This is a genomic window from Variovorax sp. TLI9-5A, from assembly GCF_056867935.1.
Genome location: NZ_CP200310.1, coordinates 4,424,407 through 4,448,856, shown reverse-complemented (window position 1 = coordinate 4,448,856; position 24,450 = coordinate 4,424,407). Strand labels below are relative to the sequence as shown.

Annotated in this window: 24 protein-coding genes and 1 tRNA gene; 15 read left to right on the top strand and 10 right to left on the bottom strand. The window is 65.5% G+C overall.

All coding sequences use genetic code 11. The features are described from left to right. Positions 1-37 precede the first annotated feature (37 nt). From AC1VNX_RS21100 to AC1VNX_RS21085, 4 genes are all read right to left on the bottom strand, one after another. Complete coding sequence (locus AC1VNX_RS21100) at positions 38-1,039, bottom strand: ABC transporter substrate-binding protein (protein ID WP_483159085.1); 1,002 nt, start codon at positions 1,037-1,039, stop codon at positions 38-40. A gap of 48 nt (positions 1,040-1,087) precedes the next feature. Next, positions 1,088-1,861: an ABC transporter permease gene (locus tag AC1VNX_RS21095; protein WP_132799491.1), complete on the bottom strand. Its 774-nt coding sequence runs from the start codon at positions 1,859-1,861 to the stop codon at positions 1,088-1,090. 40 nt (positions 1,862-1,901) lie between these two features. Next, complete coding sequence (locus tag AC1VNX_RS21090) at positions 1,902-2,897, bottom strand: tripartite tricarboxylate transporter substrate binding protein (RefSeq protein WP_483159083.1); 996 nt, start codon at positions 2,895-2,897, stop codon at positions 1,902-1,904. Between the two features lie 285 nt (positions 2,898-3,182). Then, positions 3,183-3,851 carry a TetR/AcrR family transcriptional regulator gene (locus tag AC1VNX_RS21085; protein WP_483159081.1) on the bottom strand — a complete coding sequence of 223 codons (669 nt, stop codon included), beginning with the start codon at positions 3,849-3,851 and terminating at the stop codon, positions 3,183-3,185. A 95-nt stretch (positions 3,852-3,946) separates the two neighbouring features. On the opposite strand from AC1VNX_RS21085, the gene AC1VNX_RS21080 reads away from it, so the two are divergent. Further along, the gene (locus AC1VNX_RS21080; protein WP_483159079.1) at positions 3,947-5,677 is read left to right on the top strand and encodes a thiamine pyrophosphate-binding protein; all 1,731 of its coding nucleotides are present in this window, start codon (positions 3,947-3,949) and stop codon (positions 5,675-5,677) included. Here the strand turns inward: AC1VNX_RS21080 and AC1VNX_RS21075 are convergent. Further along, positions 5,637-5,936, bottom strand: a complete 300-nt coding sequence (locus tag AC1VNX_RS21075; protein WP_483159077.1) for a hypothetical protein — start codon at positions 5,934-5,936, stop codon at positions 5,637-5,639. The two genes, AC1VNX_RS21080 and AC1VNX_RS21075, sit on opposite strands and share 41 nt — an antisense overlap. A 103-nt stretch (positions 5,937-6,039) precedes the next feature. Between AC1VNX_RS21075 and AC1VNX_RS21070 the strand changes: the two genes are divergently transcribed. After that, positions 6,040-6,819: a helix-turn-helix domain-containing protein gene (locus tag AC1VNX_RS21070; RefSeq protein ID WP_483159075.1), complete on the top strand. Its 780-nt coding sequence runs from the start codon at positions 6,040-6,042 to the stop codon at positions 6,817-6,819. Between the two features lie 40 nt (positions 6,820-6,859). Here the strand turns inward: AC1VNX_RS21070 and AC1VNX_RS21065 are convergent, their stop codons facing one another. Continuing rightward, positions 6,860-7,297, bottom strand: coding sequence for an SWIB/MDM2 domain-containing protein (locus tag AC1VNX_RS21065; RefSeq protein ID WP_301507468.1), 438 nt, complete (start codon positions 7,295-7,297; stop codon positions 6,860-6,862). Between the two features lie 155 nt (positions 7,298-7,452). After that, a complete protein-coding gene (locus AC1VNX_RS21060; protein ID WP_483159073.1) occupies positions 7,453-8,385 on the bottom strand; it encodes a DMT family transporter in 933 nt (310 codons plus the stop codon). A gap of 47 nt (positions 8,386-8,432) precedes the next feature. On the opposite strand from AC1VNX_RS21060, the gene AC1VNX_RS21055 reads away from it, so the two are divergent. Both AC1VNX_RS21055 and aceA read left to right on the top strand, forming a co-directional pair. After that, entirely contained in the window at positions 8,433-8,846 is a 414-nt protein-coding gene (locus AC1VNX_RS21055) for a gamma-glutamylcyclotransferase family protein (RefSeq protein WP_483159071.1), read from the top strand. 205 nt (positions 8,847-9,051) lie between these two features. Beyond that, positions 9,052-10,383, top strand: coding sequence for an isocitrate lyase (aceA, locus tag AC1VNX_RS21050; RefSeq protein ID WP_301507465.1), 1,332 nt, complete (start codon positions 9,052-9,054; stop codon positions 10,381-10,383). A 73-nt stretch (positions 10,384-10,456) separates the two neighbouring features. On the opposite strand, the gene AC1VNX_RS21045 is transcribed toward aceA, so the two are convergent. Next, the gene (locus AC1VNX_RS21045; RefSeq protein WP_483159068.1) at positions 10,457-11,419 is read right to left on the bottom strand and encodes a GlxA family transcriptional regulator; all 963 of its coding nucleotides are present in this window, start codon (positions 11,417-11,419) and stop codon (positions 10,457-10,459) included. Between the two features lie 116 nt (positions 11,420-11,535). Between AC1VNX_RS21045 and AC1VNX_RS21040 the strand changes: the two genes are divergently transcribed. From AC1VNX_RS21040 to AC1VNX_RS20990, 11 genes are all read left to right on the top strand, one after another. Then, positions 11,536-11,847: a putative quinol monooxygenase gene (locus AC1VNX_RS21040; RefSeq protein ID WP_483159066.1), complete on the top strand. Its 312-nt coding sequence runs from the start codon at positions 11,536-11,538 to the stop codon at positions 11,845-11,847. A gap of 220 nt (positions 11,848-12,067) precedes the next feature. Next, a complete protein-coding gene (thrS, locus tag AC1VNX_RS21035) occupies positions 12,068-13,975 on the top strand; it encodes a threonine--tRNA ligase (RefSeq protein WP_483159064.1) in 1,908 nt (635 codons plus the stop codon). Positions 13,976-14,076: 101 nt separating this feature from the next. Beyond that, on the top strand, positions 14,077-14,706 hold the full coding sequence (infC, locus tag AC1VNX_RS21030) for a translation initiation factor IF-3 (RefSeq protein WP_483161997.1): 630 nt from the start codon (positions 14,077-14,079) through the stop codon (positions 14,704-14,706). Between the two features lie 165 nt (positions 14,707-14,871). Beyond that, positions 14,872-15,075, top strand: coding sequence for a 50S ribosomal protein L35 (gene rpmI, locus AC1VNX_RS21025; protein ID WP_007832497.1), 204 nt, complete (start codon positions 14,872-14,874; stop codon positions 15,073-15,075). A 24-nt stretch (positions 15,076-15,099) separates the two neighbouring features. Further along, a complete protein-coding gene (gene rplT, locus AC1VNX_RS21020; RefSeq protein ID WP_007832499.1) occupies positions 15,100-15,459 on the top strand; it encodes a 50S ribosomal protein L20 in 360 nt (119 codons plus the stop codon). A gap of 112 nt (positions 15,460-15,571) precedes the next feature. Then, complete coding sequence (gene pheS, locus AC1VNX_RS21015) at positions 15,572-16,648, top strand: phenylalanine--tRNA ligase subunit alpha (protein WP_483159061.1); 1,077 nt, start codon at positions 15,572-15,574, stop codon at positions 16,646-16,648. 41 nt (positions 16,649-16,689) lie between these two features. Further along, positions 16,690-19,131, top strand: coding sequence for a phenylalanine--tRNA ligase subunit beta (gene pheT, locus AC1VNX_RS21010; RefSeq protein ID WP_483159059.1), 2,442 nt, complete (start codon positions 16,690-16,692; stop codon positions 19,129-19,131). A 5-nt stretch (positions 19,132-19,136) separates the two neighbouring features. Beyond that, positions 19,137-19,508, top strand: coding sequence for an integration host factor subunit alpha (locus AC1VNX_RS21005; protein ID WP_483159057.1), 372 nt, complete (start codon positions 19,137-19,139; stop codon positions 19,506-19,508). Between the two features lie 65 nt (positions 19,509-19,573). Continuing rightward, positions 19,574-20,032, top strand: a complete 459-nt coding sequence (locus AC1VNX_RS21000) for a MerR family transcriptional regulator (protein ID WP_483159055.1) — start codon at positions 19,574-19,576, stop codon at positions 20,030-20,032. Positions 20,033-20,058: 26 nt separating this feature from the next. Then, a tRNA-Pro gene (locus AC1VNX_RS20995) sits at positions 20,059-20,135 on the top strand. Between the two features lie 306 nt (positions 20,136-20,441). After that, entirely contained in the window at positions 20,442-20,705 is a 264-nt protein-coding gene (locus AC1VNX_RS20990) for a hypothetical protein (protein ID WP_483159053.1), read from the top strand. A gap of 206 nt (positions 20,706-20,911) precedes the next feature. Here AC1VNX_RS20990 and AC1VNX_RS20985 read toward each other — a convergent pair whose 3' ends face one another. Continuing rightward, positions 20,912-22,702 carry a cytochrome c biogenesis protein DipZ gene (locus AC1VNX_RS20985; RefSeq protein WP_483159051.1) on the bottom strand — a complete coding sequence of 597 codons (1,791 nt, stop codon included), beginning with the start codon at positions 22,700-22,702 and terminating at the stop codon, positions 20,912-20,914. A 136-nt stretch (positions 22,703-22,838) separates the two neighbouring features. Beyond that, complete coding sequence (locus AC1VNX_RS20980; RefSeq protein ID WP_483159049.1) at positions 22,839-24,227, bottom strand: ATP-binding protein; 1,389 nt, start codon at positions 24,225-24,227, stop codon at positions 22,839-22,841. Positions 24,228-24,450: the final 223 nt, after the last annotated feature.

Genomic DNA, 24,450 nt, shown 5'->3' with positions numbered 1-24,450 from the left:
GCTGCAGAAGGCGCGCGCGTTCAGGAGCGAGAGAAAGTCAAGGCAGGAAGTCGAGCGTGACGTAGTCTTCCGGCTTGCCGCGCGTGGATGCATCCATGCCGCCGTACTGCACCAGCAGGTCGAGCGAATCGCTGACGTTCTTCGTCGTCACGCGGAAGGGACGCTGGTTGGCCGTTTCCTTCGTGTGATAGAGCGCCACGCTCTGCTTCATGCCGACGATCAGCGTGTCGCGCACGCCGGCCTTGGGGTTGGCCTTGAGCATCGCGTCGACTGCCGCCTCGGGGCTCTTCTCTGCGGCTTCGGCGGCCTTGGTGGAGGCGCGCATGAAGCGCTTCACCAGGTCGGGGTTCTCGGTCAGCAGGTTCTTGTTGGTGATGATCCCGGAGCTGATCTGGTTCACGCCGGAGTCGGCGAAGCGGATCGGCGTCACGGGCTTGCCGGTGGCGTCCTGCAGCTTGATGGCCTGGTCCATCACGTAGCCCAGCAGCAGGTCGGCCTGGCCGTTGGTCACGGCATTGAGCTTGGTCTGCGCGTCGCCCGAGACGGTCTTGATCTGGTCGGGCTTGATGTCGTTGACCTTGAGGAAGAGTGGCCACATCTGCGACATCGAGTCGCCCGGCGTGACGGCCACCGTCTTGCCGATGATGTCCTTCGGCGTCTTGATGTTCTTCTCGCTGAAGCCCATGACCGACATCGGGCTCACCTGGAACAGCACGCCGGTCGACTTCAGCGGCGCGCCCTTGGCGGCGGCCTTGATCATGGTGGTGACGTCGATGTAGCCGAAGGTGGCTGACTTGGCCGCCACCGCCTGCGCGGTGACGGCGGAACCGCGGCCTTCCTGGATGTCGAGGTCGATGCCTTCGTCGGCGTAGAAGCCCTTTTCCTTGCCGAGGAAGAAGGGGGCGTGCTCGCTGTAGAGATACCAGTTGAGCATCAGCGTGACCTTGTCCTTGGGCTTGTCGCCCTGGGCATGGGCCGGTGCGATGGCGAAGGTGGCGAGCGCGGCCGCGGCGAGCAGTGTGGGAAGCAGTTTCTTCATGGTCTTGTCTCCGGGAGTTGTTGGCTTTTGCGAAGGAACTCAGTGAAATCAGTGCGTGTGGCGCTGCGAGGCGTGCCAAGGGATCATCACGCGCTCGACCAGGTCGACGGCGACGAAAAGAATGACGCCGATGCTCGACAGCACCACCAGTGCCGCAAACATCAGCGGCAGGTCGAAGTTGCCGTTGGCCACCTGCAGCACGTAGCCGATGCCCGAGTTGGAGCCGACGAACTCGCCGACCACCGCGCCCACCACCGCCAGCGTGACCGACACCTTCAGGCCGCTGAAGATCTGGGGCAGGGCCTGTGGCAGGCTGATCTTGAAGAAGGTCTGCAGGCGGCTCGCGCCCATGGAGCGCGAGAGGTCGAGCATGTCGGGCTCGACCGACTTGAAGCCCATCACTGTGGACACCACCACAGGGAAGAAGCCCAGCAGGAAGGCGCTGATGACCTTCGGGAAGATGCCGAAGCCGAACCACACCACGAAGAGCGGCGCGATCGCCACCTTGGGAATGCTCTGCGAGAACACCAGCAGCGGGTACACGTACGACTCGACGACGCGTGAGTAGGCGATGACCATCGCGATCGGAATGCCGATCAGGATCGTCAGTCCGAAGCCGCCCAGCGTGGCGAGCGTGGTCTTCCAGCTCTCGGCGAGCAGGCGCGGCCATTCGGCCACGAGCTGCTTCACGACTTCCCACGGCGGTGGAATGAGGTAGGCCGGAATCCTGAACAGGCGGATCGCCAGGTCCCACAGCACCAGCAGCAACAGGATCAGGAGGAAGGGGCGCAGGGCCGGGGAGAGCAGGAGCTTGCGGAACATGGCGGAGGCCGGGACTTTCGGGAGGAGCGTGCTTGGTGGCTTACTGTTGGACGGCGAGGCCGGCCGCCTTCACGAGCTGCGCATTGCTCGCGATTTCTTCCTTGATGTAGGCGTCGAACTGCTCGGGCTTGAGCGTCCATGCATCGGCGCCCAGCTTGGCGAAGCGCTCCTTCACCTCGGGCGTGGCCAGTGCCTTCGCCACTTCGGCGTGCAGGCGCTCGACGATGTCGCGCGGCGTCTTGGCCGGCGCCATCATTCCGATCCAGAAGTTGAATTCGGAGCCCGGCACGCCGGCTTCGGTGGTGGTGGGCACGTCGGGCAGGGCGGCCGCGCGCTTGGGCGAGCCCACGGCCAGCGCCAGCAGCTGGCCTTCCTTGATCTGGCCGATGACGGGCGCGATGGGCGAGAAGTAGTAGTCGACGCGGCCGGAGAGCACCTCGGTGACGGCTTCGCCCGATCCCTTGAAGGGGATGTTGGTGGCATCGATCTTCGCGGCCAGCTTGAACTTCTCGGCGTTCAGGTGCGTGGCGCTGCCCTGACCGGCAGAGGCGAAGTTCATGCTGCCGGGCTTGGCGCGCGCTGCGGCCAGCAGCTGCGGCAGCGTCTTGATGTTCTTGCCCGGCGAGATCACCAGCGCGTTGGGCAGTGACGATATCGGCGTGATGCCGGCGAAGTCGTGCACCGTGTCGAAGGGCAGCTTGGCGAAGGTGGAGGGGCTCACCGTGTGCGACGACGAATGGATCATCACCGTGTAGCCGTCCGGCGCGGCCGTGGCCACCGCCTGCTGGCCGATGGTGCCGCTCGCGCCGCCGCGGTTGTCGACCACCAGCGTCTGGCCCATGCTGGCGCTCATCTTGTCGGTGATCGCGCGGGCAATGATGTCGGTGGTGCTGCCCGCCGCGAACGGCACGATCACGCGGATCGGCTTGCTCGGATACCCGTTCTGCGCCGCCGACAGCCCCGGCATCAGCGCCGCGATGCAGGTCAGCGAAGCAAGGACGGTGGTGCGTACGGCACCGCTGGCAATGAACTTCATGGATGTCTCCGCGCGGTCGGGCGCATTCTTGGAATCGATCAATTCACCATTGAGTGAATTATTGATTGTAGGAATGGCTGCGCGGAAGCGTCAACCGGTGCTCCCTAGTGAATACCCGAGGCTCGGCTCAGGCGTGGATTGGAGTGATTTGCACGATTCGCGGCGCAAGAAACTGGCGCAGCCAAGGCCAGGAACACCGAGGAACCGGCTTTGCCGGGCCTCAGGTGTTGCCCCCGGTAGGGGGAAGGCGAAGCGACACGAAGTGCGCGCAGCCTGGGGGCGAGCCTATTTCAGTACATAGCCCAGGACCAGGTCGGTCATGTGCGAGAGGCGTTGCGCCATCGCCTTGGGCGCACGCAGGTCGCGGCCGAAGATGGCCGAGAGCGTGTGGTTGTTCGAGAGGTAGAAGTAGCAGAGCGAGGCGATGGAGATGTAGAGCTGCACCGGGTCGACGCCCGCGCGGAACAGGTCGTCGCGGCGGCCGCGCTCCAGCACGGTGTCGAGCAGTTGCACCAGCGGCGAGTTCATCTCCTGGATGCGTTCGGAGCGCTTCAGGTGCGCCGCGCAGTGCAGGTTCTCGCTGTTGAGCAGCGTGATGAACTCCGGGTGCTCGAGGTAATAGTTCCAGGTGAACGACACCAGCTGGCGGATAGCCTCCACGGGGTCGATCTCCTCCAGGTGCAGGCGCTGCTCCGCTTCGCGGATGTCCGCGTAGACGCGCTCCAGCACGGCAAGGAACAGGTCGTCCTTGCTGCCGAAGTAGTAGTAGATGAGGCGCTTGTTGAGTCCTGCGCGCTCGGCGATGCTGTCCATGCGCGCGCCGGCGAGGCCGCGCGCGGAGAACTCGTCGCGGGCCGAGGCGAGGATGGCCAACTGCGACCTGTCCGCGTCGCGCGAGCGGGGTTCTGTGGCCTCGATCGCGATGTCGGGCGTGGGGTCCTTGGGGGCCTTCATGGCGCGAATTTAACCATTTGGGGAATTAACGCAAGGCGTACCGAGCGGACGCACATAATTGCCGGAGACATTTGCAGCTGAGGTTCCTACTTCCCATGAGTACATCACAACCCGCAGGCCACCTGATCGTGGAGTGCCTCGTAGAGCAAGGCATGGAGATCGCGTTCGGCGTGCCCGGCGAGAGCTTCCTGGCGGTGCTCGACGGTTTCCATGCGTACCGCGATCGCACCCGTTTCGTCGTCAACAGGCAGGAGGGTGGCGCGGCCTTCATGGCCGAGGCGCACGGCAAGCTCACCGGGCGGCCGGGCGTGTGCTTCGTCACCCGCGGGCCGGGTGCGACCAATGCGTCGATCGGCGTGCACAACGCCTTCCAGGACTCGACGCCGATGGTGCTGTTCGTGGGCGATGTCGGCAGCGACTTCCGCGACCGCGAGGCCTTTCAGGAGGTGGACTACGCCAGCTTCTTCGGGCCGAGCACCAAGGGCTTCGCCAAGCGCGTGGAGCGCATCGACGACGCGAACCGCATTCCAGAGTACATCGCGCGCGCCTTCGCCACCGCGATGAACGGCCGGCCGGGGCCGGTGGTGCTGGTGCTGCCGGAAGACATGCTGCGCAGCGAAACCACCGCGCGTCCGCTGGCGCGGGTGGAGGCGGTGGAGCCCTGGAGCGACCCGGGCGCGCTGCGCACCCTGCGCGAGCTGCTGCTGAAGTCGCAGCGCCCGCTGGTGATCGCCGGCGGCGGCGGCTGGACCGCCCAGGCCGCGCAGGCATTGCAGCGCTTCGCCGAGAACTGGCGCCTGCCGGTGGCGAACGCCTTCCGCTTCCAGGACACCTTCGACAACCACCACCCGCAGTACGCGGGCGACGTCGGCATTGCCATCAATCCGAAGCTCGCGCAGCGCGTGAGGGACGCCGACCTGATCCTGGCCATCGGCCCGCGCCTGGGCGAGATGACGACCAGCGGCTACACGTTGCTGGAGGCACCCAAGGCAAGGCAGACGCTGGTGCACATCCACGCGAGCGCCGAGGAACTCAACCGCGTCTACCAGGCCGACCTGGCGATCAACGCCGGCATGAGCGCGGCCGCGCGCAGCCTGGAGGTGCTGAGCGCGCCGCCGACGCTTCCGTGGGAAGAGTGGACGCTGCAGGCTCATGCCGACTACGAAGCCAACCTCGTGCCCCAGGCGCTGTCCGGCATGCCCGCCGAAACGCCGCGCGGCGCGGTCGACATGGCGGAAGTCGTCGCGCTGCTGCAGAAGCACCTGCCGGCGGATGCGGCCATCACCAACGGCGCGGGCAACTTCGCGAGCTGGGTGCATCGCTACTTCCGCTATCACGGCCTGGCCAAGGGCGCGAAGACGCAACTCGCGCCCACCAGCGGTGCGATGGGCTACGGCGTGCCGGCCGGTATCGCGGCCAACCTGGCGACGGGACGCGTAGCCTTCACCATCGCGGGCGACGGCGATTTCCTGATGACGGGGCAGGAGCTCGCAACAGCTTCGCAGCACGGCGGCAAGAGCATCATCGTGCTGCTCAACAACGGCATGTTCGGCACGATCCGCATGCACCAGGAGCGTGAATATCCCGAACGCACCAGCGGCACCGCGCTGCGCAACCCCGACTTCTGCGGCCTCGCTCGCGCCTACGGCTATGCGGCCGAGCGGGTGACGCAGACGGCGCAGTTCGAGGCGGCGCTGCTTCGTGCGCTGGCGGCCGACACCGGCACGCTGATCGAGATTCCGCTCGACCCCGAGGTCATCACCACGCGCGGCACGCTGGCGTCCATCACGCGCTCGGCGAAGCAGGCGAGTCAGGCAAAGAGCTGAGCGCGGCGCGATGGCGGGCCACCTCCTCGCGCAGGAATGGCGAGCGCAGCTCGAACACGTCGAACAGGCCGAGGGCGTCGAGGGTGGGGATCAGCGAGGCGAAGTCCTGCTCGGCGGCCTGCCTGTCGGCCGCGGATGTGCTGGCGTCCTCGAGGACGCGCGCGTTGGCGAGGAAGGCCGCGACCGACCCTTTGCGCAATGTGCGGCCGTTGACGACGGTGAAGTCTTCGCCGTCGGGGAGTACGTCCTGGGCTTTCATGGAGGCTGTTCCTTGATGGGAGTTGAGATGGGTTCGATGCTAGGCAGCGCGATGCTTTCGGTCTTGCGGCGCGAGGCCAATCGATACCTCCGGCGGGCCACCCATGGCTGAACAGGCGCCTGCGACGCTCTGGATCACCGCCTACGAGGCGGCGCGCGTCACGGGCCATCACTCGCACGAGACCGGGCAGCTGTTCGCCTTGCGGGAGGGGCTGCAGGTCATCGAGACGCCCTCGGGCCGCTGGGTGCAGCCCCCAGGATGGATCGGCTGGATAGCGCCGCGCTGCGCCCATGCGGCGCAGAGCTTCGGCGCCACGGCGGGCTGGAGCCTGCACATCGATGCGGCGATGGCGCAGGCATTGCCCGATGGGCCGCACGTGTTTGCCGTCACGCCGCTGGTGCGTGCGCTGGTGGATCGGCTGACTGGCATGGATGCATCCGAGCCGCTGCTGGAGCCGCGCCGTGGGCGTCTGGTGGGTGTGCTGGTCGACGAGCTTGCGGCGGGCGACAAGCCGTCGCTGCATCTGCCGATGCCGCAGGACAGGCGGCTTGCGGCCATGGCGGCAGCGCTGGCCGACGACCCGGCATTGCCGGACGGCATCGACGAATGGGCCGATCGCATCGGCATGGCCCGCAGGACGCTCACGCGGCGCTTCGCGGCCGAGACGGGCCTGAGCTTCGCGCAATGGCGCCAGCAGGCGCGGCTGCTCAAGGCGGTGGAGTTGCTGAGCCTGCGAGAGAGCGTCACCGCTGTGGCGCTGACGGTGGGCTACAGCTCCGTCAGCGCCTTCATAGAGGCCTTCCGCAAGCACTTCGGCTGCACGCCTGCGCGTTTCTTCGAGGAGGGCGGGGCGATGCCGCAGGCGAAAAAAAAGCCCGCATGAAGCGGGCTTTTTGATTCAGGAGCGCGAGGCCCCTGAGCGCTTACTTGACGTGCTTGCCGATCAGCGCGGCCAGTTCGAACATCGACACTTGAGCCTTGCCGAAGATTTCCTTCAGCTTGGCGTCGGCATTGATGTTGCGCTTGTTGGCCTTGTCTTGAAGGTTGTTCTTCTTGATGTAGTCCCACAGCTTGCTCACGACAGCGGTACGCGGCAGCGGCGTGGAGCCGACCACGGCGGCCAGTGCCGGGCTGGGGGTCAGTGCCTTCATGAACGCGGCGTTGGGCGTGCGCTTCTTGGCGGGAGCAGCCTTCTTTGCGGGTGCCTTCTTGGCAGGAGCAGCCTTCTTCGCCGGTGCGGCCTTCTTTGCAGGAGCCGCCTTCTTGGCCGGTGCAGCCTTCTTCGCCGGAGCCGCCTTCTTTGCGGGAGCGGCCTTCTTTGCCGGAGCTTTCTTGGCCGGAGCCTTCTTTGCAGTTGCCATGGTTGATTTCCTTTTTTGGTTGAACACTCACCAATGAAAAACTTGCGTCTCCAGTGGCAATGCGGATGCTAAATGAGAAAAAACGCGTTTCCAAGGGAAAAAGCGCTTTTTTCATTGGGAGTTGTTGTTTTTTCAGAGGGGAGAAGCCCTCTTTTTCACGTTCGGCGCCCGGGCCATGTCGCGAGCACCACGCCAATGAGCGCAACGACGAACGCAACCAGCTGTGGGGAAGAGAGGTTTTCGCCGAGCACGAGCACGCCCACGAGGGCCGCGCTCACGGGCAGCATCACGGCGAAAACACCCGCTTGTGCGGCTGGCACGTGACGAAGTCCGGTCATCCAGAGCCACACCGTCCAGATGCTTGCTGCCAGTGCGTAGGCCACGAGCAGTGCCCAGGTGCCGAAGCGCACCGCGGTGAAGTCGAACTGCAGCGCGAACCAGATGCCGAAGGGCATCGACAGCATGAAGCCCCAGAGGTTGATGAGCGAGGCGATGCGCTTGGGCTCCAGGCGTCCGGTTAGCGACTTGCCGATCACCGCGTAGGCCGTCTCGCAGAGCACCGCGCAGAACACGAGCAGGTTGCCGAGCCAGGGCATCGACGCTGAAGACGAAGCGGTTGTCGATGCAGGCGCATGCGATGCCGACGGCGACAGCGCCAGCAGTCCGATGCCGAATGCCGCGCACGCGATGGCCAGGCCGATGCGCACGGTGATGCGTTCGCGCAGGAAGAGCCAGCTCGCGACGGCGACGCATGCCGGGATCGAAGCCATGATCACGCCCGCCGAAACCGCGCTCGTGAGGCTCACGCCGAAGAGCATGCAGATCGAGAACATGAAGTTGCCGAGGAAGGATTCGAGGAACACCAGCCAGCGCGTGCGCGGCGTCATCGGCGGCTCGTCTGGTGCGCGCTTGAGCCAGTGCGGCATGGCCAGCGCGGCGATGCCGAAGCGCAGCCATGCGAGCAGCAGCACCGGAAAGGCGGCGACAAGGGGCTTGGAGAGGGCGACGTAGCCGCCGACGAGCGACATGCTCAAGGCCAGGCAGCCATAGGCCGCGAGACGGCCTGATGCAGGGGCAGCGGAGTTCAATAGACTGGACGAAGTGTTTTTGTTGCGAATGAAGGAGCGTGCTTTCGATGATGCCCCACGTTTTTGTCTACGGCACGCTGCGCCGCGGCGGACGCAACGACATCGCGCGCTACCGGCCCGCGCCGCAGTTGATCGGCGAAGCGAACATCGCCGGCACGCTGTTCGATCTTGGCGCCTATCCGGGCATCGTGCTCGAAGGTGAGGGGCGGGTGAGGGGCGAGGTCTACGCCATCGAGCCTGCGGTGGAAGCGGCGCTCGATGTGCTGGAGGAAGTGGCGGACGACGACTCGGGTGAGTACATCAAGCGGCAGGTGCGCGTGGAAGTGGGCGGGCAGTGGTTCGATTGCCTGGTCTACGAGATCCACCCGACGCGCATTGCAGGCCGAGCAGTGATCGAAAGCGGCGACTGGATCGCGCATGCGGCGCGCGGCGACACCTCGTTTTCACAACCGAAAGATTGATTGCGCATTGCGAAAAACCCGACTGCTGCGCCGCAATATTTTTCTCAATATGAGAAAAATAATTCTGCATTGAGAAATATCGCCGTAACTTGTTGATTTTGTTGATTGAAAAATATGTCTTCTATAAGACATAAGAGTCTGCGGCGGGGTTACAGTAACTCCACGGCCACAGCGCCCAACCTTCAATCAACCTCACGGAGTGACCATGCCCCAGACCCTCACAGAACAACTGAGCCGCGAACAGCAGATCGCCGCACTCGAGAAAGAATGGGCCACCGACCCCCGCTGGAAGGGCGTCAAGCGCGGCTACAGCGCAGCCGACGTCGTGCGCCTGCGCGGTTCGTTCCCCATCGAGCACACGCTGGCCAAGCGCGGCGCCGAGAAGCTCTGGGACAAGATCAACGGCGGTGCCAAGAAGGGCTACGTGAACGCCTTCGGCGCGATCTCCGCCGGCCAGGCGATGCAGCAGGCCAAGGCTGGCCTGGAAGCCGTGTACCTGTCGGGCTGGCAGGTCGCCGCCGACGGCAACACCTCCGAGACGATGTACCCCGACCAGTCGCTGTACGCCTACGACTCGGTGCCGACGATGGTCCGTCGCATCAACAACACTTTCCGCCGTGCCGATGAAATCCAGTGGGGCCGCGGCATCAACCCGGGCGACAAGGAATTCATCGACTACTTCCTGCCCATCGTGGCCGACGCGGAAGCCGGTTTCGGCGGCGTGCTCAACGCCTTCGAACTGATGAAGAACATGATCACCGCCGGTGCCGCCGGCGTGCACTTCGAAGACCAGTTGGCTGCCGTGAAGAAGTGCGGCCACATGGGCGGCAAGGTCCTCGTGCCGACGCATGAAGCCTGCGAAAAGCTGATCGCCGCGCGCTTCGCCGCCGACGTGCTGGGCGTGCCGACCATCGTTCTGGCCCGCACCGACGCCGAAGCCGCGAACCTGATCACCTCCGACCACGACGCCAACGACAAGCCGTTCCTGACCGGCGAGCGCACGCAGGAAGGCTTCTTCCGCGTCAAGAACGGCCTGGAGCAAGCCATCAGCCGCGGCGTGGCCTATGCGCCCTACGCCGACCTGGTGTGGTGCGAAACCGGCGTGCCCGACATCGGCTTCGCCCGCGAATTCGCCCAAGCCGTGCACGCCGCCTGCCCGGGCAAGCTGCTGTCGTACAACTGCTCGCCTTCCTTCAACTGGAAGAAGAACCTCGACGACAAGCAGATCGCCTCGTTCCAGGAAGACCTGTCGGCGCTGGGCTACAAGTACCAGTTCATCACGCTGGCCGGCATCCACGTCAACTGGTTCAACACCTTCCAGTTCGCCCACGCATACGCTCGCGGCGAAGGCATGAAGCACTACGTGAACATGGTCCAGGAACCCGAGTTCGCAGCGCGCGACAAGGGCTACACCTTCGTGTCGCACCAGCAGGAAGTGGGCGCGGGTTACTTCGACGACGTGACCACCGTGATCCAGGGTGGTTCGTCCAGCGTGAAGGCGCTGTCGGGCTCGACCGAGGAAGAACAGTTCCACTGATCCGACGGACAGTTTTCGCTGTCACTTTCAGCCCGGCCGCGTGCCGGGCTTTTTTGTTTCTGCCGCAGCGGGATCAGGCCTCGAGCCGCACTTCGCGCACGCCGCGACCCAGGCGCTGGCGCAGCAGGGTGCGCAGCGTGACACCGTCGGCGTAGCCGACCATGCCGGCGATCTGTTCCAGGCTCTTGTCGCTGGTCTTGAGCAGGTGCACGGCGCGCTCGACGCGCAGGTCCTGCACGTACGAGAGCGGGCTCTTGCCGAGCACCTGCTGCATGCGGCGAGCCAGTGTTCGCTTGCTGGTTCCCGCGGCCCGAGCCGCTTCGTCGAGCGAGAAACCCTCGGCCAGCCTGCCGCGCGCCCAGCGCTCGAAGCGCTCCACCATCGGGTCGGAGTGCGAGAGGTGGTCGGAGAGCACGTAGGCCGACTGCGACGGGCGCGAATCGACGATCAGGTAGCGTGCGACCAGCGTGGCGAGTTCGGGGCTCGCCTGGCGAACGATCCACAGCGCCATGTCGACATGGCTCAGCGCCGCGCCAGCGGTGACCAGATGGCCTGAGCTGACCAGCATGCGCGAGTCTTCCAGCTGAACGCCAGGGTAGCGCTGGCGGAACAGCGTTGCGAGCCACCACGTCGTGGTTGCCTTGTGCCGGTCGAGCGCGCCCGATTCGGCGAGCACGAAGGTGCCGATGCAGGCTGCGGCCACGTTGGCGTTCCTGTCCGAGCGCTCCCGCAGTGCGGCGCAGGCGTCGCGCACGTCGGGGCGGCCGAGAGCAGGTTCCAGCGTCTCGGGCATCTTGCAGCCCAGTGCGGGAACGATCAGCCAGTCGGCCGTGCCGGCGTCGAGGGCGCGAGCAATCGGCACAGCGAAGCCCTGAGAGGTCCGCACGCGCTTGCGGACGCCCGTCACCACGACTTCGAACGGCGCCACGTCGAGCTGCAGCATGGCCGTGAGTTCGTTGGCAGTGGTGAACACGTCGAGCACCGTGGACAGGCCGGTGTCGAACACGCCGTCCAGGGCGAGTATGTCGAGCTTCATGGCCATAACGATATTAAAGATGTCAAAAATGCCAATGGCTACAGAGGTGGAGGCGGCCTAGAGTTCATGCCAACGCCGCGCAATGTCGCGCGCCGTTCAACTCAGGAGATTGACCCATGATCAAGTACGCACTGTTCGCCCGCCTCGAAGCCAAGCCGGGCAAGGAAGGCGATGTCGAGAAGTTCCTCGAAGCGGGCCTGGCCATGGCGCGCGACGAAAAGACCACGCCGATCTGGTTTGCGCTGCGCCTGTCGCCGACCACCTTCGGCGTGTTCGATGCGTTCGAGAACGAAGCCGGGCGCCAGGCCCACCTGAGCGGCCCGATCGCTCAGGCGCTGATGGCGAAGGCTCCCGAACTCTTTGCCGCGCCGCCCTCGATCGAGCCCATCGAGGTGCTGGGGCTCAAGAACGCCGCGCCCGCGTCCTGAGCGGTCAGCGGCTAGAATCGCCGACTCTGCACTCCAACAAGAGCGAGAAAGGCACCTTGGTTATGACACCGCGAACTACCCGGCAAGGTTTCAGCGGCTTTTTCTTCACCGAAGGAAAAGGCCGGTAGCCCGCGCTCGCTGGTTTTCGCCAGCTACACAACCAAGCAAAGCGCGGTCATCCACCGCGCTTTTTTGTTTTTCTCCCCGAGGTTTTCCCAAAATGATCCAGATCACGCTCCCCGACAACTCGCGCCGCGAGTTCCCTGGCCCGGTCTCGGTGGCCGAAGTTGCCCAGTCCATCGGTCCCGGCCTGGCCAAGATGACGGTGGCCGGCAAGGTCGACGGCAGGCTCGTCGATGCCAGCGACGTCATCGACCATGACGCCAGGCTGCAGATCATCACGCCGAAGGACGAAGAGGGCCTGGAGATCATCCGCCACTCGACGGCCCACCTTGTCGGCCACGCGGTGAAGCAGCTCTACCCGACGGCCAGGATGGTGATCGGGCCCGTGATCGACGAGGGCTTCTACTACGACATCGCCTACGAGCGCCCGTTCACGCCCGAGGACATGGCTGCCATCGAGGCGCGCATGCGCGAGCTGATCGCGCAGGACTACGACGTGATCAAGAAGATGACGCCGCGCGCCGAGGTCATCGAGGTCTTCAAGTCGCGCGGCGAGGACTACAAGCTGCGCCTGGTCGAGGACATGCCCGACGAGCAGGCCATGGGCCTGTACTACCACCAGGAATACGTCGACATGTGCCGCGGTCCGCACGTGCCGAACACGCGCTTCCTGAAGGTCTTCAAGCTCACGAAGCTGGCCGGTGCCTACTGGCGCGGCGATGCCAAGAACGAGCAGCTGCAGCGCATCTATGGCACGGCCTGGGCCGACAAGAAGCAGCTCGACCAGTACATCCAGCGCATCGAGGAAGCCGAGAAGCGCGACCACCGCCGGCTCGGCAAGGAACTCGACCTGTTCCACATCGACGAAGTGGCGCCGGGCGTGGTGTTCTGGCATCCGAAGGGATGGGCGATCTGGCAGGCGGTGGAGCAGTACATGCGTGCCATCTACCGCGACACGGGCTACTGGGAAGTGAAGGGGCCGCAGATCCTCGACAAGAGCTTGTGGGAGAAAACGGGCCACTGGCAGAACTATCGCGACAACATGTTCACGACGGAGTCGGAAAAGCGCGAGTACGCGCTCAAGCCGATGAACTGTCCGGGCCACGTGCTCATCTTCAAGAGCGACCTGCGAAGCTACCGTGACTTGCCGCTGCGCTATGGCGAGTTCGGCCAGTGCCACCGCAACGAACCCAGCGGCGCGCTGCACGGCATCATGCGCGTGCGCGGCTTCACGCAGGACGACGGCCACATCTTCTGCACGGAAGACCAGATTCTCGACGAGTGCATTGCCTACACGGCGCAGCTGCAGAAGGTCTATGCCGACTTCGGCTTCACGGACATCCTCTACAAGGTCGCGACGCGGCCCGAGAACCGCGTCGGCTCCGACGAACTGTGGGACAAGGCCGAGCATGCGGTGATGGAGTCGCTGCGCCGCTCGGGCGTCGACTTCGTGATCGCGCCGGGCGATGGAGCCTTCTACGGTCCGAAGATCGAATACACGCTGCGCGATGCCATCGGCCGTCAGTGGCAGTGCGGCACGATGCAGGTCGACTTCAACACGGCCGAGCGCCTTGGGGGCGAGTACGTGACGGAATCCAGCGGCCGCGCGCACCCCGTGATGCTGCATCGCGCGATCGTCGGCAGCCTGGAGCGCTTCATCGGCATGCTGATCGAACACCACTCCGGCGCACTGCCTGCATGGCTCGCTCCAGTGCAGGTCGCGGTGCTGAATATCAGCGAAGGGCAGGCCGATTACGCCTCTCAAGTTGCGAAAACGCTGCAAAATCAAGGGCTTAGGGTCCAGCTCGACCTGCACAACGAAAAGATTACGTATAAAATACGGAAGCATTCGTTGCAAAAGCTCCCTTACATCGTTGTCGTAGGCGACAAGGAAAAGGAAGCAGGTGCCGTCGCAGTGCGCGCCCGGGGCAATCAAGACCTCGGTGCAATGTCCCTCGAATCGTTCGTGCAACGGCTCGTCCAGGATGTTGCCGACAAGCGTTGATTTGTCCTCGGAACACCCGATATGTTTCCCTGCCAAATCGTGCCGCTTGTCCGCGAGGGCTGAGCGGCGTTCGCTACAGATTTTGTAGCAAATTTTGAAGGATTCTGACCATCGCTACTGCATTTCGCGACCGCCGCCACCGCGAGGAACGCCAACACCGCCTGAACCGGGAAATCATGGCCCCGGAAGTCCGCCTGATCGGCCCGGATAACGAGCAATTGGGTGTCGTGAGTCTTGCAGAGGCTCTACGCCTTGCTGGTGAGCAGGACGTGGATCTGGTGGAGGTCGTCGCGGCGGCCAACCCGCCCGTGTGCCGCCTGATCGAGTACGGCAAATTCAAGTACCACGAGCAGAAGAAGGCAGCCGAGGCGAAGTCGAAGCAAAAGGTCATCGAGGTCAAGGAAATCAAGTTCCGGCCCGGTACCGACGATGGCGACTACAACATCAAGATGCGCAACATCCGGCGCTTTCTTGATGAGGGTGACAAGTGCAAGATCACGCTGCGCTTCCGCGGCCGCGAGATCACGCACCAGGAACTCGGCCTGGCCCTGCTGCAGCGCATTCGCGACGAGCTGGGCGACACGATTCTCGTCGAGCAGTTTCCGAAGCTCGAAGGCCGGCAGATGATCATGATGATCGCGCCGGGTCGCAAGAAGCCCGGTGGCGGGGGGCAACAAAAGCCGGCAACTGATGCCGGTGCCGCTCCGGCAGCAGCGCCCGCCACGGCCTGATGGGCCGACGGCTGGAGTCGCGGTAGAGAGGTTTTGAAGGGATTTCGCTTCTGCCCGCATTTCGAAAGAAATGCAGGCAGGGGCGGGATGAAGAAGTGTCTCGGGGCCAACAAGTCCGTGGAGCATCCATGGCGCCTCACGAGCACAAACTAAAGGAGCATTCACATGCCCAAAATGAAGACCAAGAGCAGCGCGAAAAAACGTTTCCGCGTTCGTCCCGGTGGCACCGTCAAGCGCGGTCAAGCCTTCAAGCGTCACATCCTGACGAAGAAGACCACCAAGAACAAGCGTCACCTGCGTGGTGCAGTCGCAGTGCATGAGACCAACATGGTTTCTGTCGCCGCCATGCTGCCCGGTCGTGGCATTTAACTCAGACGAACAAGGAGTACACACATGCCTCGCGTCAAACGTGGTGTAACGGCTCGCGCCCGCCACAAGAAAGTTCTCGCACTCGCCAAGGGTTTCCGCGGTCGCCGCGGCAATGTCTTCCGCGTCGCCAAACAGGCGGTGATGAAGGCAGGCCAATACGCCTACCGTGACCGCCGTACCAAGAAGCGCGTGTTCCGTCAGCTGTGGATCGCGCGTATCAACGCCGCCTCGCGTGAACTGGGCCTGACCTACAGCCAGTTCGCCAATGGCATCCGCAAGGCCGGTATCGAGATCGACCGCAAGATGCTTGCGGACATCGCCGTGCACGACAAGGCCGCTTTTGCCGGCATCGTGGAGCAGGTCAAGGCCAAGCTGGCTGCTTGATTCTGCACAGCAGGGCGCTGCCTCCGGGCGGCTTCCTGCGCCCACGGCTCAAGGGCTGGCGCTTGAAAAGGCTCCAGCTCTTTTTTATTTCCCCTCGAAGATTTTTGTTGCTATGAACGAGTTGGACTCCCTGGTCGACACCGCACGTGCCGCCTTCGCCGAAGCGAAGACGCCCGCCGAGCTTGAAAACGCCAAGGCCCAGTTCCTCGGCAAGTCGGGCCGCATCACCGAGCTGATGAAGGGCATGGCCGCGCTGAGTGTCGAAGAGAAGAAGTCCCGTGGCGCAGCCATCAACGTCGGCAAGCAAGCCATCGAAGCCGCGCTGACCGAGCGCCGCCAGCAACTGGCCGATGATGAACTCTCGCTGCAGCTGCGTGCCGAGGCGCTCGACGTGAGCCTGCCCGGCCGCCGCCGCATTTCCGGCGGGCTGCATCCCGTGAGCCGTACCCTGGAGCGCATCGAAGAAATCTTCTCGAGCATGGGCTTCGACGTGGCCGATGGCCCAGAGATCGAGAGCGACTGGCACAGCTTCACCTCGCTCAACAACCCGCCGAACCATCCTGCGCGCTCGATGCAGGACACCTTCTACGTCGACCTGAATGGCGACGACGGCATCCCCTACAACCTGCGTCCGCACACCAGCCCGATGCAGGTGCGCTACGCCCACCAGCACATCAAGAAATACGCCGCCGAGTTCGCGGCTGCCGCGGCCGACACCACCGGCACCGTGAAGGCGCCCGAGATCCGCGTGATCGCGCCGGGCCGCACCTACCGCGTCGACAGCGACGCCACCCACTCGCCCATGTTCCACCAGTGCGAAGGCCTGTGGCTCGGCGAGAACGTGAGCTTCAAGGACCTGAAGGTCGTCTTCACCGACTTCTGCCGCACCTTCTTCGAGCGCGACGACCTCGTGTTGCGCTTCCGCCCGAGCTTCTTCCCGTTCACCGAGCCGAGCGCCGAGATCGACATCCAGTTCGCGAGCGGCCCGCTGGCCGGCCGCTGGCTCGAAGTGTCGGGCTCGGGCCAGGTGCATCCGAACGTGGTGCGCAACATGGGTCTCGACCCCGAGCGCTACATCGGCTTCGCCTTCGGCATGGGCCCCGACCGGCTCACGATGCTGCGCTACGGCGTGAACGACCTGCGCCTCTTCTTCGACGGCGACCTGCGTTTTCTCTCGCAGTTCCAGTAAGCAGCACCCCATCACAGAAAAACCAGATCGAGATCGAAGAGATGCAATTCCCGGAATCCTGGCTGCGCGAGTTCTGCAACCCGCCCATCGACAGCGCCGCACTGGCCGAAACGCTCACCATGGGCGGCTTCGAGGTCGAAGAGCGCCGACCGGTGGCGCCGCCTTTCACGCGCATCGTGGTCGGCGAAATCAAGGAAGCGGTGCAGCACCCGAACGCCGATCGCCTGCGCGTGTGCCAGGTCGACGCGGGGCAGGGCGCTCTGCTGAACATCGTGTGCGGCGCGCCCAATGCGCGCGTCGGCATCAAGGTGCCGTGCGCGCTCGTCGGCGCCGAACTGCCGCCGGGCGAGGACGGCAAGCCCTTCCTCATCAAGCTCGGCAAGCTGCGCGGTGTTGAAAGCCAGGGCATGCTGTGCTCGGCGCGCGAACTGCAGCTGAGCGAAGACCACGGCGGCCTGCTCGAGCTCGATGCCGACGCGCCCATCGGCGCCGACGTGCGCGACGTGCTCAAGCTCGACGACATGCTGCTCACGCTGAAGCTCACGCCCAACCTGGCGCACGGCCTGAGCGTCTACGGCGTGGCGCGCGAGCTGGCCGCGCTCACCGGCGCGCCGCTCAAGACGCCCGCCATTGCGCCGGTCGCCACTTCGTTCGCCGATGTGCTGCCGGTGAAGGTCGAGGCGCCCGAACTCTGTGGCCGTTTCTCGGGCCGCATCATGCGCGGCGTGGACACCAAGGTCGCGACGCCCGCCTGGATGGTCGAGCGCCTCGCGCGCTGCGGCCAGCGCAGCGTCACTCCTCTGGTCGACATCTCGAACTACGTGATGTTCGAGTACGGCCAGCCCAGCCACATCTTCGACCTCGACAAGATCCACGGCGGCCTCACGGTGCGCTGGGGCAAGGCGGGCGAGCAGCTCAAGCTGCTCAATGGCAACACGATCACCGTGGACGACAAGGTCGGCGTGATCGCCGACGACCGCGAGGTCGAGTCGCTCGCCGGCATCATGGGCGGCGACGCCACTTCGGTGTCCGACGACACGCGCAACATCTACGTCGAAGCCGCCTTCTGGTGGCCCGAGGCCGTGCAGGGCCGTTCGCGCCGCTTCAACTTCTCGACCGATGCGGGCCACCGCTACGAGCGCGGCGTCGACCCGAGCCGCACCGTCCAGATCATCGAGCGCATCACGCAGCTGGTCGCCGAAATCTGCGGCGGCCAGGCCGGCCGCATGGACGACCAGACGCTGAGCGTGCCCGAGGCCGTGCCCGTCACGCTGCGTGTTGCGCGCGCAGCCCGCGTGATCGGCATGCCGCTGACGCAGGCGCAGTGCGCCGAGGCGCTGAACCGCCTCGGCTTCGCGATCACCGAGGGCGAGGGCACGCTGACCGTGACGCCGCCGCCGCATCGCTTCGACCTGCTGATCGAAGAAGACCTGATCGAGGAGGTCGCCCGACTGATCGGCTTCAATAACCTGCCGACCACGGCGCCGCTCGCGCCCATCACCGCCCGCGTGCGGCCCGAGGCGCAGCGCAGCCGCTTCGCGGTTCGCCGCAGCATCGCCGCGCTGGGCTATCAGGAAACCATCAATTTCAGCTTCGTCGAAGCGCACTGGGAGCAGGACCTGGCGGGCAACGCCAATCCCGTGAAGCTGCTGAATCCCATCGCCAGCCAGATGAGCGTGATGCGCTCTTCGCTGATGGGCTCGCTGCTGCAGGTGCTCAAGTTCAACCTCGACCGCAAGGCGCCGCGCGTGCGTGTGTTCGAGTTGGGCCGCGTGTTCATGCGCGACGACAGTGTCGTCACGACCGACAGCACCGTGCGCGGCGTGAACCAGCCGATGCGCGTGGCTGGCCTTGCATGGGGCGACGCCGACGAGTCGCGCTGGGATGGCAAGCCGCAGCGCATCGACTTCTACGACGTGAAGGGCGACGTCGAGGCGCTGCTCGCGCCCTTGCAGCCGGTTTTCGAAGCGGCCGAGCATCCGGCGCTGCATCCGGGCCGCTCGGCGCGCGTGCTGGTCGACGGCAAGGCCATCGGCTTCGTCGGCGAACTGCATCCGCGCTGGCGCCAGAAGTGGGACTTCGCGCAGGCGCCCGTGCTGTTCGAACTCGACCTCGACGCAGTCACGGCGCGTCTCGTGCCGGTGGCGCAGCCGGTGCCCAAGCACCAGGCCGTCGAGCGCGACATCGCCGTGGTGGTGGCCGAGGCCGTCACGCACGACGCGCTGATGCAGACCATCCGTTCTGCCGCAGCGGCCCAGGGTCTGCTGCGCGATGCGACGCTGTTCGACATCTACCGTCCGCAGCCGCTGCGCGACGGCGCGGTGGCCGCGCCCGGCGCGCTGGCACAGGGCGAAAAGAGCATGGCTGTGCGCCTGAGCTTCCAGAGCGACAGCGCCACGCTGACGGACGAGCAGGTCGAGCCCGCTGTCCGCGCAATCGTCGAACAACTGGGCGCCAGGCTCGGCGGCCGCTTGAGGGGATGATGAGAATGAACGCTGCCGAATTCACGCTCGAGGCTCTCGAAACGCCTGCGCTCACCAAGGCGCATCTCGCCGACCTGCTGTTCGAGCAGATCGGCCTGAACAAGCGTGAATCCAAGGACATGGTCGAGGCGTTCTTCGAGCTCGTGGCCAACAGCCTGATCGAAGGCACGGACGTGAAGATCTCGGGCTTCGGCAACTTCCAGATCCGCGTGAAGGCGCCTCGCCCCGGGCGCAATCCGCGCACCGGCGAAGCCATTCCGATCGGCGAGCGCCGCGTCGCGACGTTCCATGCGAGCGCCAAGCTCAAGGAACAGATTCACGGAAGCATTGACCAAAGCAATACCTCCGAAGTCGAGTGGAGCCTCGGCGCCGAATAAGTGCTTGGTGCTGCGCGGCCGCGTAGAGTAATCTCTCAGGTTTCCCGCGCACAGTCTTGATTTCAATGGAGAAAACGCTCCCTCCGATTCCCGTCAAACGCTACTTCACCATCGGTGAGGTCGGCGAGCTGTGCGGCGTCAAACCGCACGTGCTGCGTTATTGGGAGCAGGAGTTCACGCAGCTGCGGCCCATGAAACGGCGCGGCAACCGCCGCTACTACCAGCACCACGAGGTGCTCATGATCCGCCGCATCCGCGATCTGCTCTACGACCAGGGCTTCACGATCAGCGGCGCGCGCAACAAGCTGCAGGAACTCGTGCAGGGCGAGCGCGACCGCCGCAAGGCAGGCGAAGTGCCGCTCGAAGGTGTGGAGGCCATCGAGATCGACCAGGAGGAATTCGACGCCGCCGTCGTCGAGGATTCGCCCGCGTCGGCAACGGTGCGAACGGCCGATCTGTCGCAGTTGTTGCACCTTCGGCGCGAACTCTTTGAAATTCGTGAGCTGCTTACCGTTGGACGCTGAATTTCCAAGGCTATAATCGAGAGCTTCGGTGTGTGGCGCAGCCTGGTAGCGCACTTGCATGGGGTGCAAGGGGTCGAAGGTTCGAATCCTTTCACACCGACCAAAGTCAGTAGATGGAACAACGGCTTACGCTCAAAAGGCGTAAGCCGTTTTTCTTTGTGGTCGCGGTTGCAGCGCCCAAAAAAAAGCTCACCCAGAGGTGAGCTGAAGGACCCCGTTCTCGCATGGGGTCGGAGGGAGGAGCCCGCCGGAGGGCAGCGGGCAAGGCGATGATCGCGGCCAATCTGGGAGACATCGAGGATGAATGACCCATTTCGGGGTTCTCGTGCAGTGATCTCGAAGAAATGCGAGCACCCCGGAATTAGTTCCTTTGGTTGCTTTACCTTCGCGCCTATCCTCGGCGCCCAACATGAATCCCGCACAGCAACTGCAACTCCTCGTCGACCTGCCCGATGGCTGGTCCAGCCGTATCGACATCAAGCGCACCACCAGCGGCCGTTATGCGGGCGTCGCCGAGCTGAACCTGCGCGGGCTCAAGTACGGCGTGCTGGTCTTCATGCAGCAGCCGACGCTGGAAGCCGCGCTGCAGCGCGTGCGGCTGCGGGCCAGCCAGTTCGCTCGGGAGAGGCTCGCATCCCTGGATGTGTCGGCGAGCTTGGCAAGGTCGGGCTGATCCACCGTGCCGCCGGGCGCAGGTTGGGGTTGGCTATCTCGCAGATGAGGATTGCCAACCCACGAAGCGCTCCTTCTGCGGCACCATGACGCGTCATCCCCCCACAAGGAGCACGCCATGAAAGCTTTCAGAAAACTCGTCGGCGGCGCGATCTCCGTCGCCGGAGCTGTGGTGCTTGTCGCCAAGCATCTGTAGGTCACCGCCGATCAGCCGAAGGTGAACGCGTAGGCCTGCGCGCCCGCGTCCAGAAACTCGATCTCGAACAGCCGGTCCTTGTCGTTGGCCGTCTGGCGCACCAGCTGATAGAGCCGCTGCCCATCGATGACGCCGTTGCCCTGCGCATCGATGTCGGTGCCATGGTCCGCGAGCGGCGGCGCACCGTCGATCAGCACCCTGAAGCGCACCGGCTTTCCGTCGGCCGAAGGGCCGAGCACCAGGTGCAGGTCGCGCGCATGGAAGCGATAGGCGATGCGGCCGTTGGGCTGCGCCAGCACCGCACGCTCGCCTTCCACCTTCCATTCGCCGGCCAGCGTCCACTGGTTGGTGCGCAGGGCGGACACACCGGAATAGACCCGAGCGCGGTCGTTCGAAATGCCGCCGGGCGAGGCGAAGTTGCGCGCCTGCTCGTAGCCCAGGTAGGTCTCGCCGGACAGGGCCGGCTCCGCGGCCGCCGCGGCCTGCGTGCCCTTGCCCTCTGGCGAGACAAGCCCGGCCGACGCAACGGGCCGACCGGCTTCCGTCAGCAGCTGCTGAATGGCCTGCTCCGACTTCGCATACTGGCCCTCGCCGAACTGGTGATGCCGGATGCGCCCCTGCGCGTCCACCAGATAGAAGGCCGGCCAGTACTGGTTGCCGAAGGCGCGCCAGATCGCGTAGCTGCTGTCGACGGCCACAGGGAATCCGATGCCAAGATCCTTCGTCGCGCGGCGCACGTTGACCGGCTGCTTCTCGAACGCGAATTCCGGCGTGTGCACGCCGATCACCACCAGCCCGGCGTCCTTGTACTTCTCGGCCCACGCGCGAACGTAGGGCAGGGTGCGCAGGCAGTTGATGCAGGAGTAGGTCCAGAAGTCGACCAGCACCACCTTGCCGCGAAGGCTCTCGGGGGTGAGCGGCGCCGAGTTGATCCACTCGGTGGCGCCACCGAGCGAGGGTAGCCGGCCTTCATCGGGCAACGACAGCGCAGGTTTCCTCGGCTCGGGCTGCGTCGACGTCGGCATCAGGCCGCCGCGGTCGACGGATGTCTGAGGCACTGCCGGAGGCTGCTGCGACGGCGCGGGCATGTCGATCTTCTCCACCAGCGCCTTCTCCAGGGCCGAGGTCGTGCCGATCGAGAGCTGGGCGAGCAGCCCCGTGTCCAGCCCCGACGCGATGGCCGCAACACCGGCGAGCACTGCCACGCCGGCCACGCGGCGCGCCCATTCGCCCGCGTGCAGCGACCCCTTCATCGCCGAGAACACCCGCCCGCCGAAGAGCAACGCAGCCGCAAGCGAGGTGCACGCGCCCGCCGCATAGGCCAGCAAGAGCAGCGAAGTGCCGACACTCGCGCCGTTGAGCGCGGCACCCGTCAGGATCAGCCCGAGGATCGGCCCCGCGCAGGGCGCCCACAGAAAGCCGGTGCCGATGCCCAGCAGCAGCGGCGAGAACACCGACGCCTTCGCATCCGCCGCCGGTCCGGACAGCCGCAATCCCAGCGCGACCAGCGGCCGGGTCAGGCGGTCGGCCACCGAAGGAAACAGCAGCGTCACGCCGAACAGCGCCAGCAGGGCGATCGCCGCGTACCGCCCGTATTCGTTGAGCGCAACGACCCAGCCGCCGCCCACGGCCGCGAGCGTGGCGACGGCCGAGAACGCCAGCGCCATGCCCAGCAGCATCGGCAGGCCGTGCGAGCGGAAAGGCCGGTCGGCGCGCGCGAACACGAAGGGAAGCACGGGCAGGATGCACGGGCTCAGGATGGTGAGCACGCCACCGAGGTAGGCAACGATGAGGAGGAACATGGTCGGATTCCTGTCGGTGAATGTTGGCTATGAATGGCTGAAAAGGAAAGTTGGGGCCGAGCAGGGGCCTTCGCGGTCTCGCCGTGCGAGCCGCTTCTTCGTCGGTTGGTGAGGGCTATGGCTGTCGCCGCGCGGCTCAGTCCGGTGGCGCGGCCGCGTTGGTGTTCATGGTCAGCCGGGCTTCGAGCCCGCCTTCGTCCCGGTTGCGCAGCGTGAGCTCCGCGCCCATCGCCGTCGCCAGCTGCTGGGCGATGGCCAGGCCCAGGCCGGTGCCGCCGGTGTTGCGGTTGCGCGAACCCTCCACGCGGTAGAAGGGCTTGAGCACGTGCTCCAGCTGGTCGGGCGGAATGCCGGGGCCGTTGTCGATCACGACCAGCGTCAGCCGATGGCCGCCGGCATCGGCACCGGCATGCACCTGCAGCCGCACGTCGGTGCCGAACTTCAGCGCGTTGTCGATCAGGTTCGTCAGGATGCGCCGCAGCGCGTTCGGCCGCGTCACCATGGGCTCGCCCACGCGGCCTTCGAGCAGCACCTGCTCGCCCGAGTCCTCGTAGTCGGCCACCATGCTCTCGAACAGCGCGTTGGCGTCGATGCGGCGCGGTGGCTCGGTGGCGCCGTGCAGGGTGCGCGCGTAGGTCACGCCCTCGCGCACCAGGGCGTGCATGGCGTCCAGGTCCTGGCGGAACTTGTCGCGGTCATGGCCGTCGTCCATCAGGTCGGTGCGCAGCCGCATGCGGGTGATGGGCGTCTGCAAGTCGTGCGAGATGGCCGCGAGTATCTCCACCCGCTCGGCCATGTAGCCGGCGATGCGCTTTTGCATCGCGTTGAAGGCGCGCGCCGCGTGCCGCACCTCGGTCGGTCCTTCCTCGGCCAGCTGCCGGCCCTTCAGGTCGGGGCCCAGTTCGTCGGCCGCGTCGGCCAGTTGCACCAGCGGCCGCGTGACCAGCCGCACCGCATACCAGGCGCACACCGCCAGCACCAGCAGCTGCGCCCACAGCAGCCACATCACCCAGCTCGACACCGGCATGTCCACGCGCCGCGCATGCACCACCACAGAGGAACCGTCGGACAGCCGCACCTGGATCTGCAGGCCCTGCGGCGGGTTGCTCACCTGCCCGATCTTCACGATCTCGAAGGGGCGCATCGCATCGGCGATGGCGGTCGCGAACTGCTGCGACGAGGCCGTGTCGGGCGCCTTGCCCTCCGCGTTCCCGCCGAGCACGAAGTGGTAGTTGCGCCGCTCCAGCCGCGCCAGCCAGCCTTCGCGCTCGTCGGCCGGCAGCCGGTCGAGGATGGCGACCGAGCTGGCGATGTCGCGCTCGATGCCGATCATCATCAGCTCGCGCATCGCGATGCCGCGCTCGTAGCCGATGGCCATGAAGGTCAGCAACTGCGCGATGGCCAGCCCGACGACGATGATCAGCGTCACGCGCGAGAACAGCGAGCGCGGCAGCAGTCGGCGCAGGCCCGTGGCGGGGGAGGCCGGGGCGATGTCGGCGGGAAGGCTGGCGGCGGATGTAGGCATGGGCAGGTTTATAGACCCGGTCCCGCCTCCTGGCGCGGCGCTTTGTATTCCAGTGTGTTGGGCAGCGCGGCCTGACATACAACATTACCCGCCGTCCCGGGCCCGCAGCCACCGGGCCCGCCGAGCAACATAGTGTGGCCCTCCGGCCAGCGGGATACACGGGAATACAAAACCGCCCGATCCGGCGCCCGGCCGGGCTACATTGCACCTGCCCGCCGCCCTG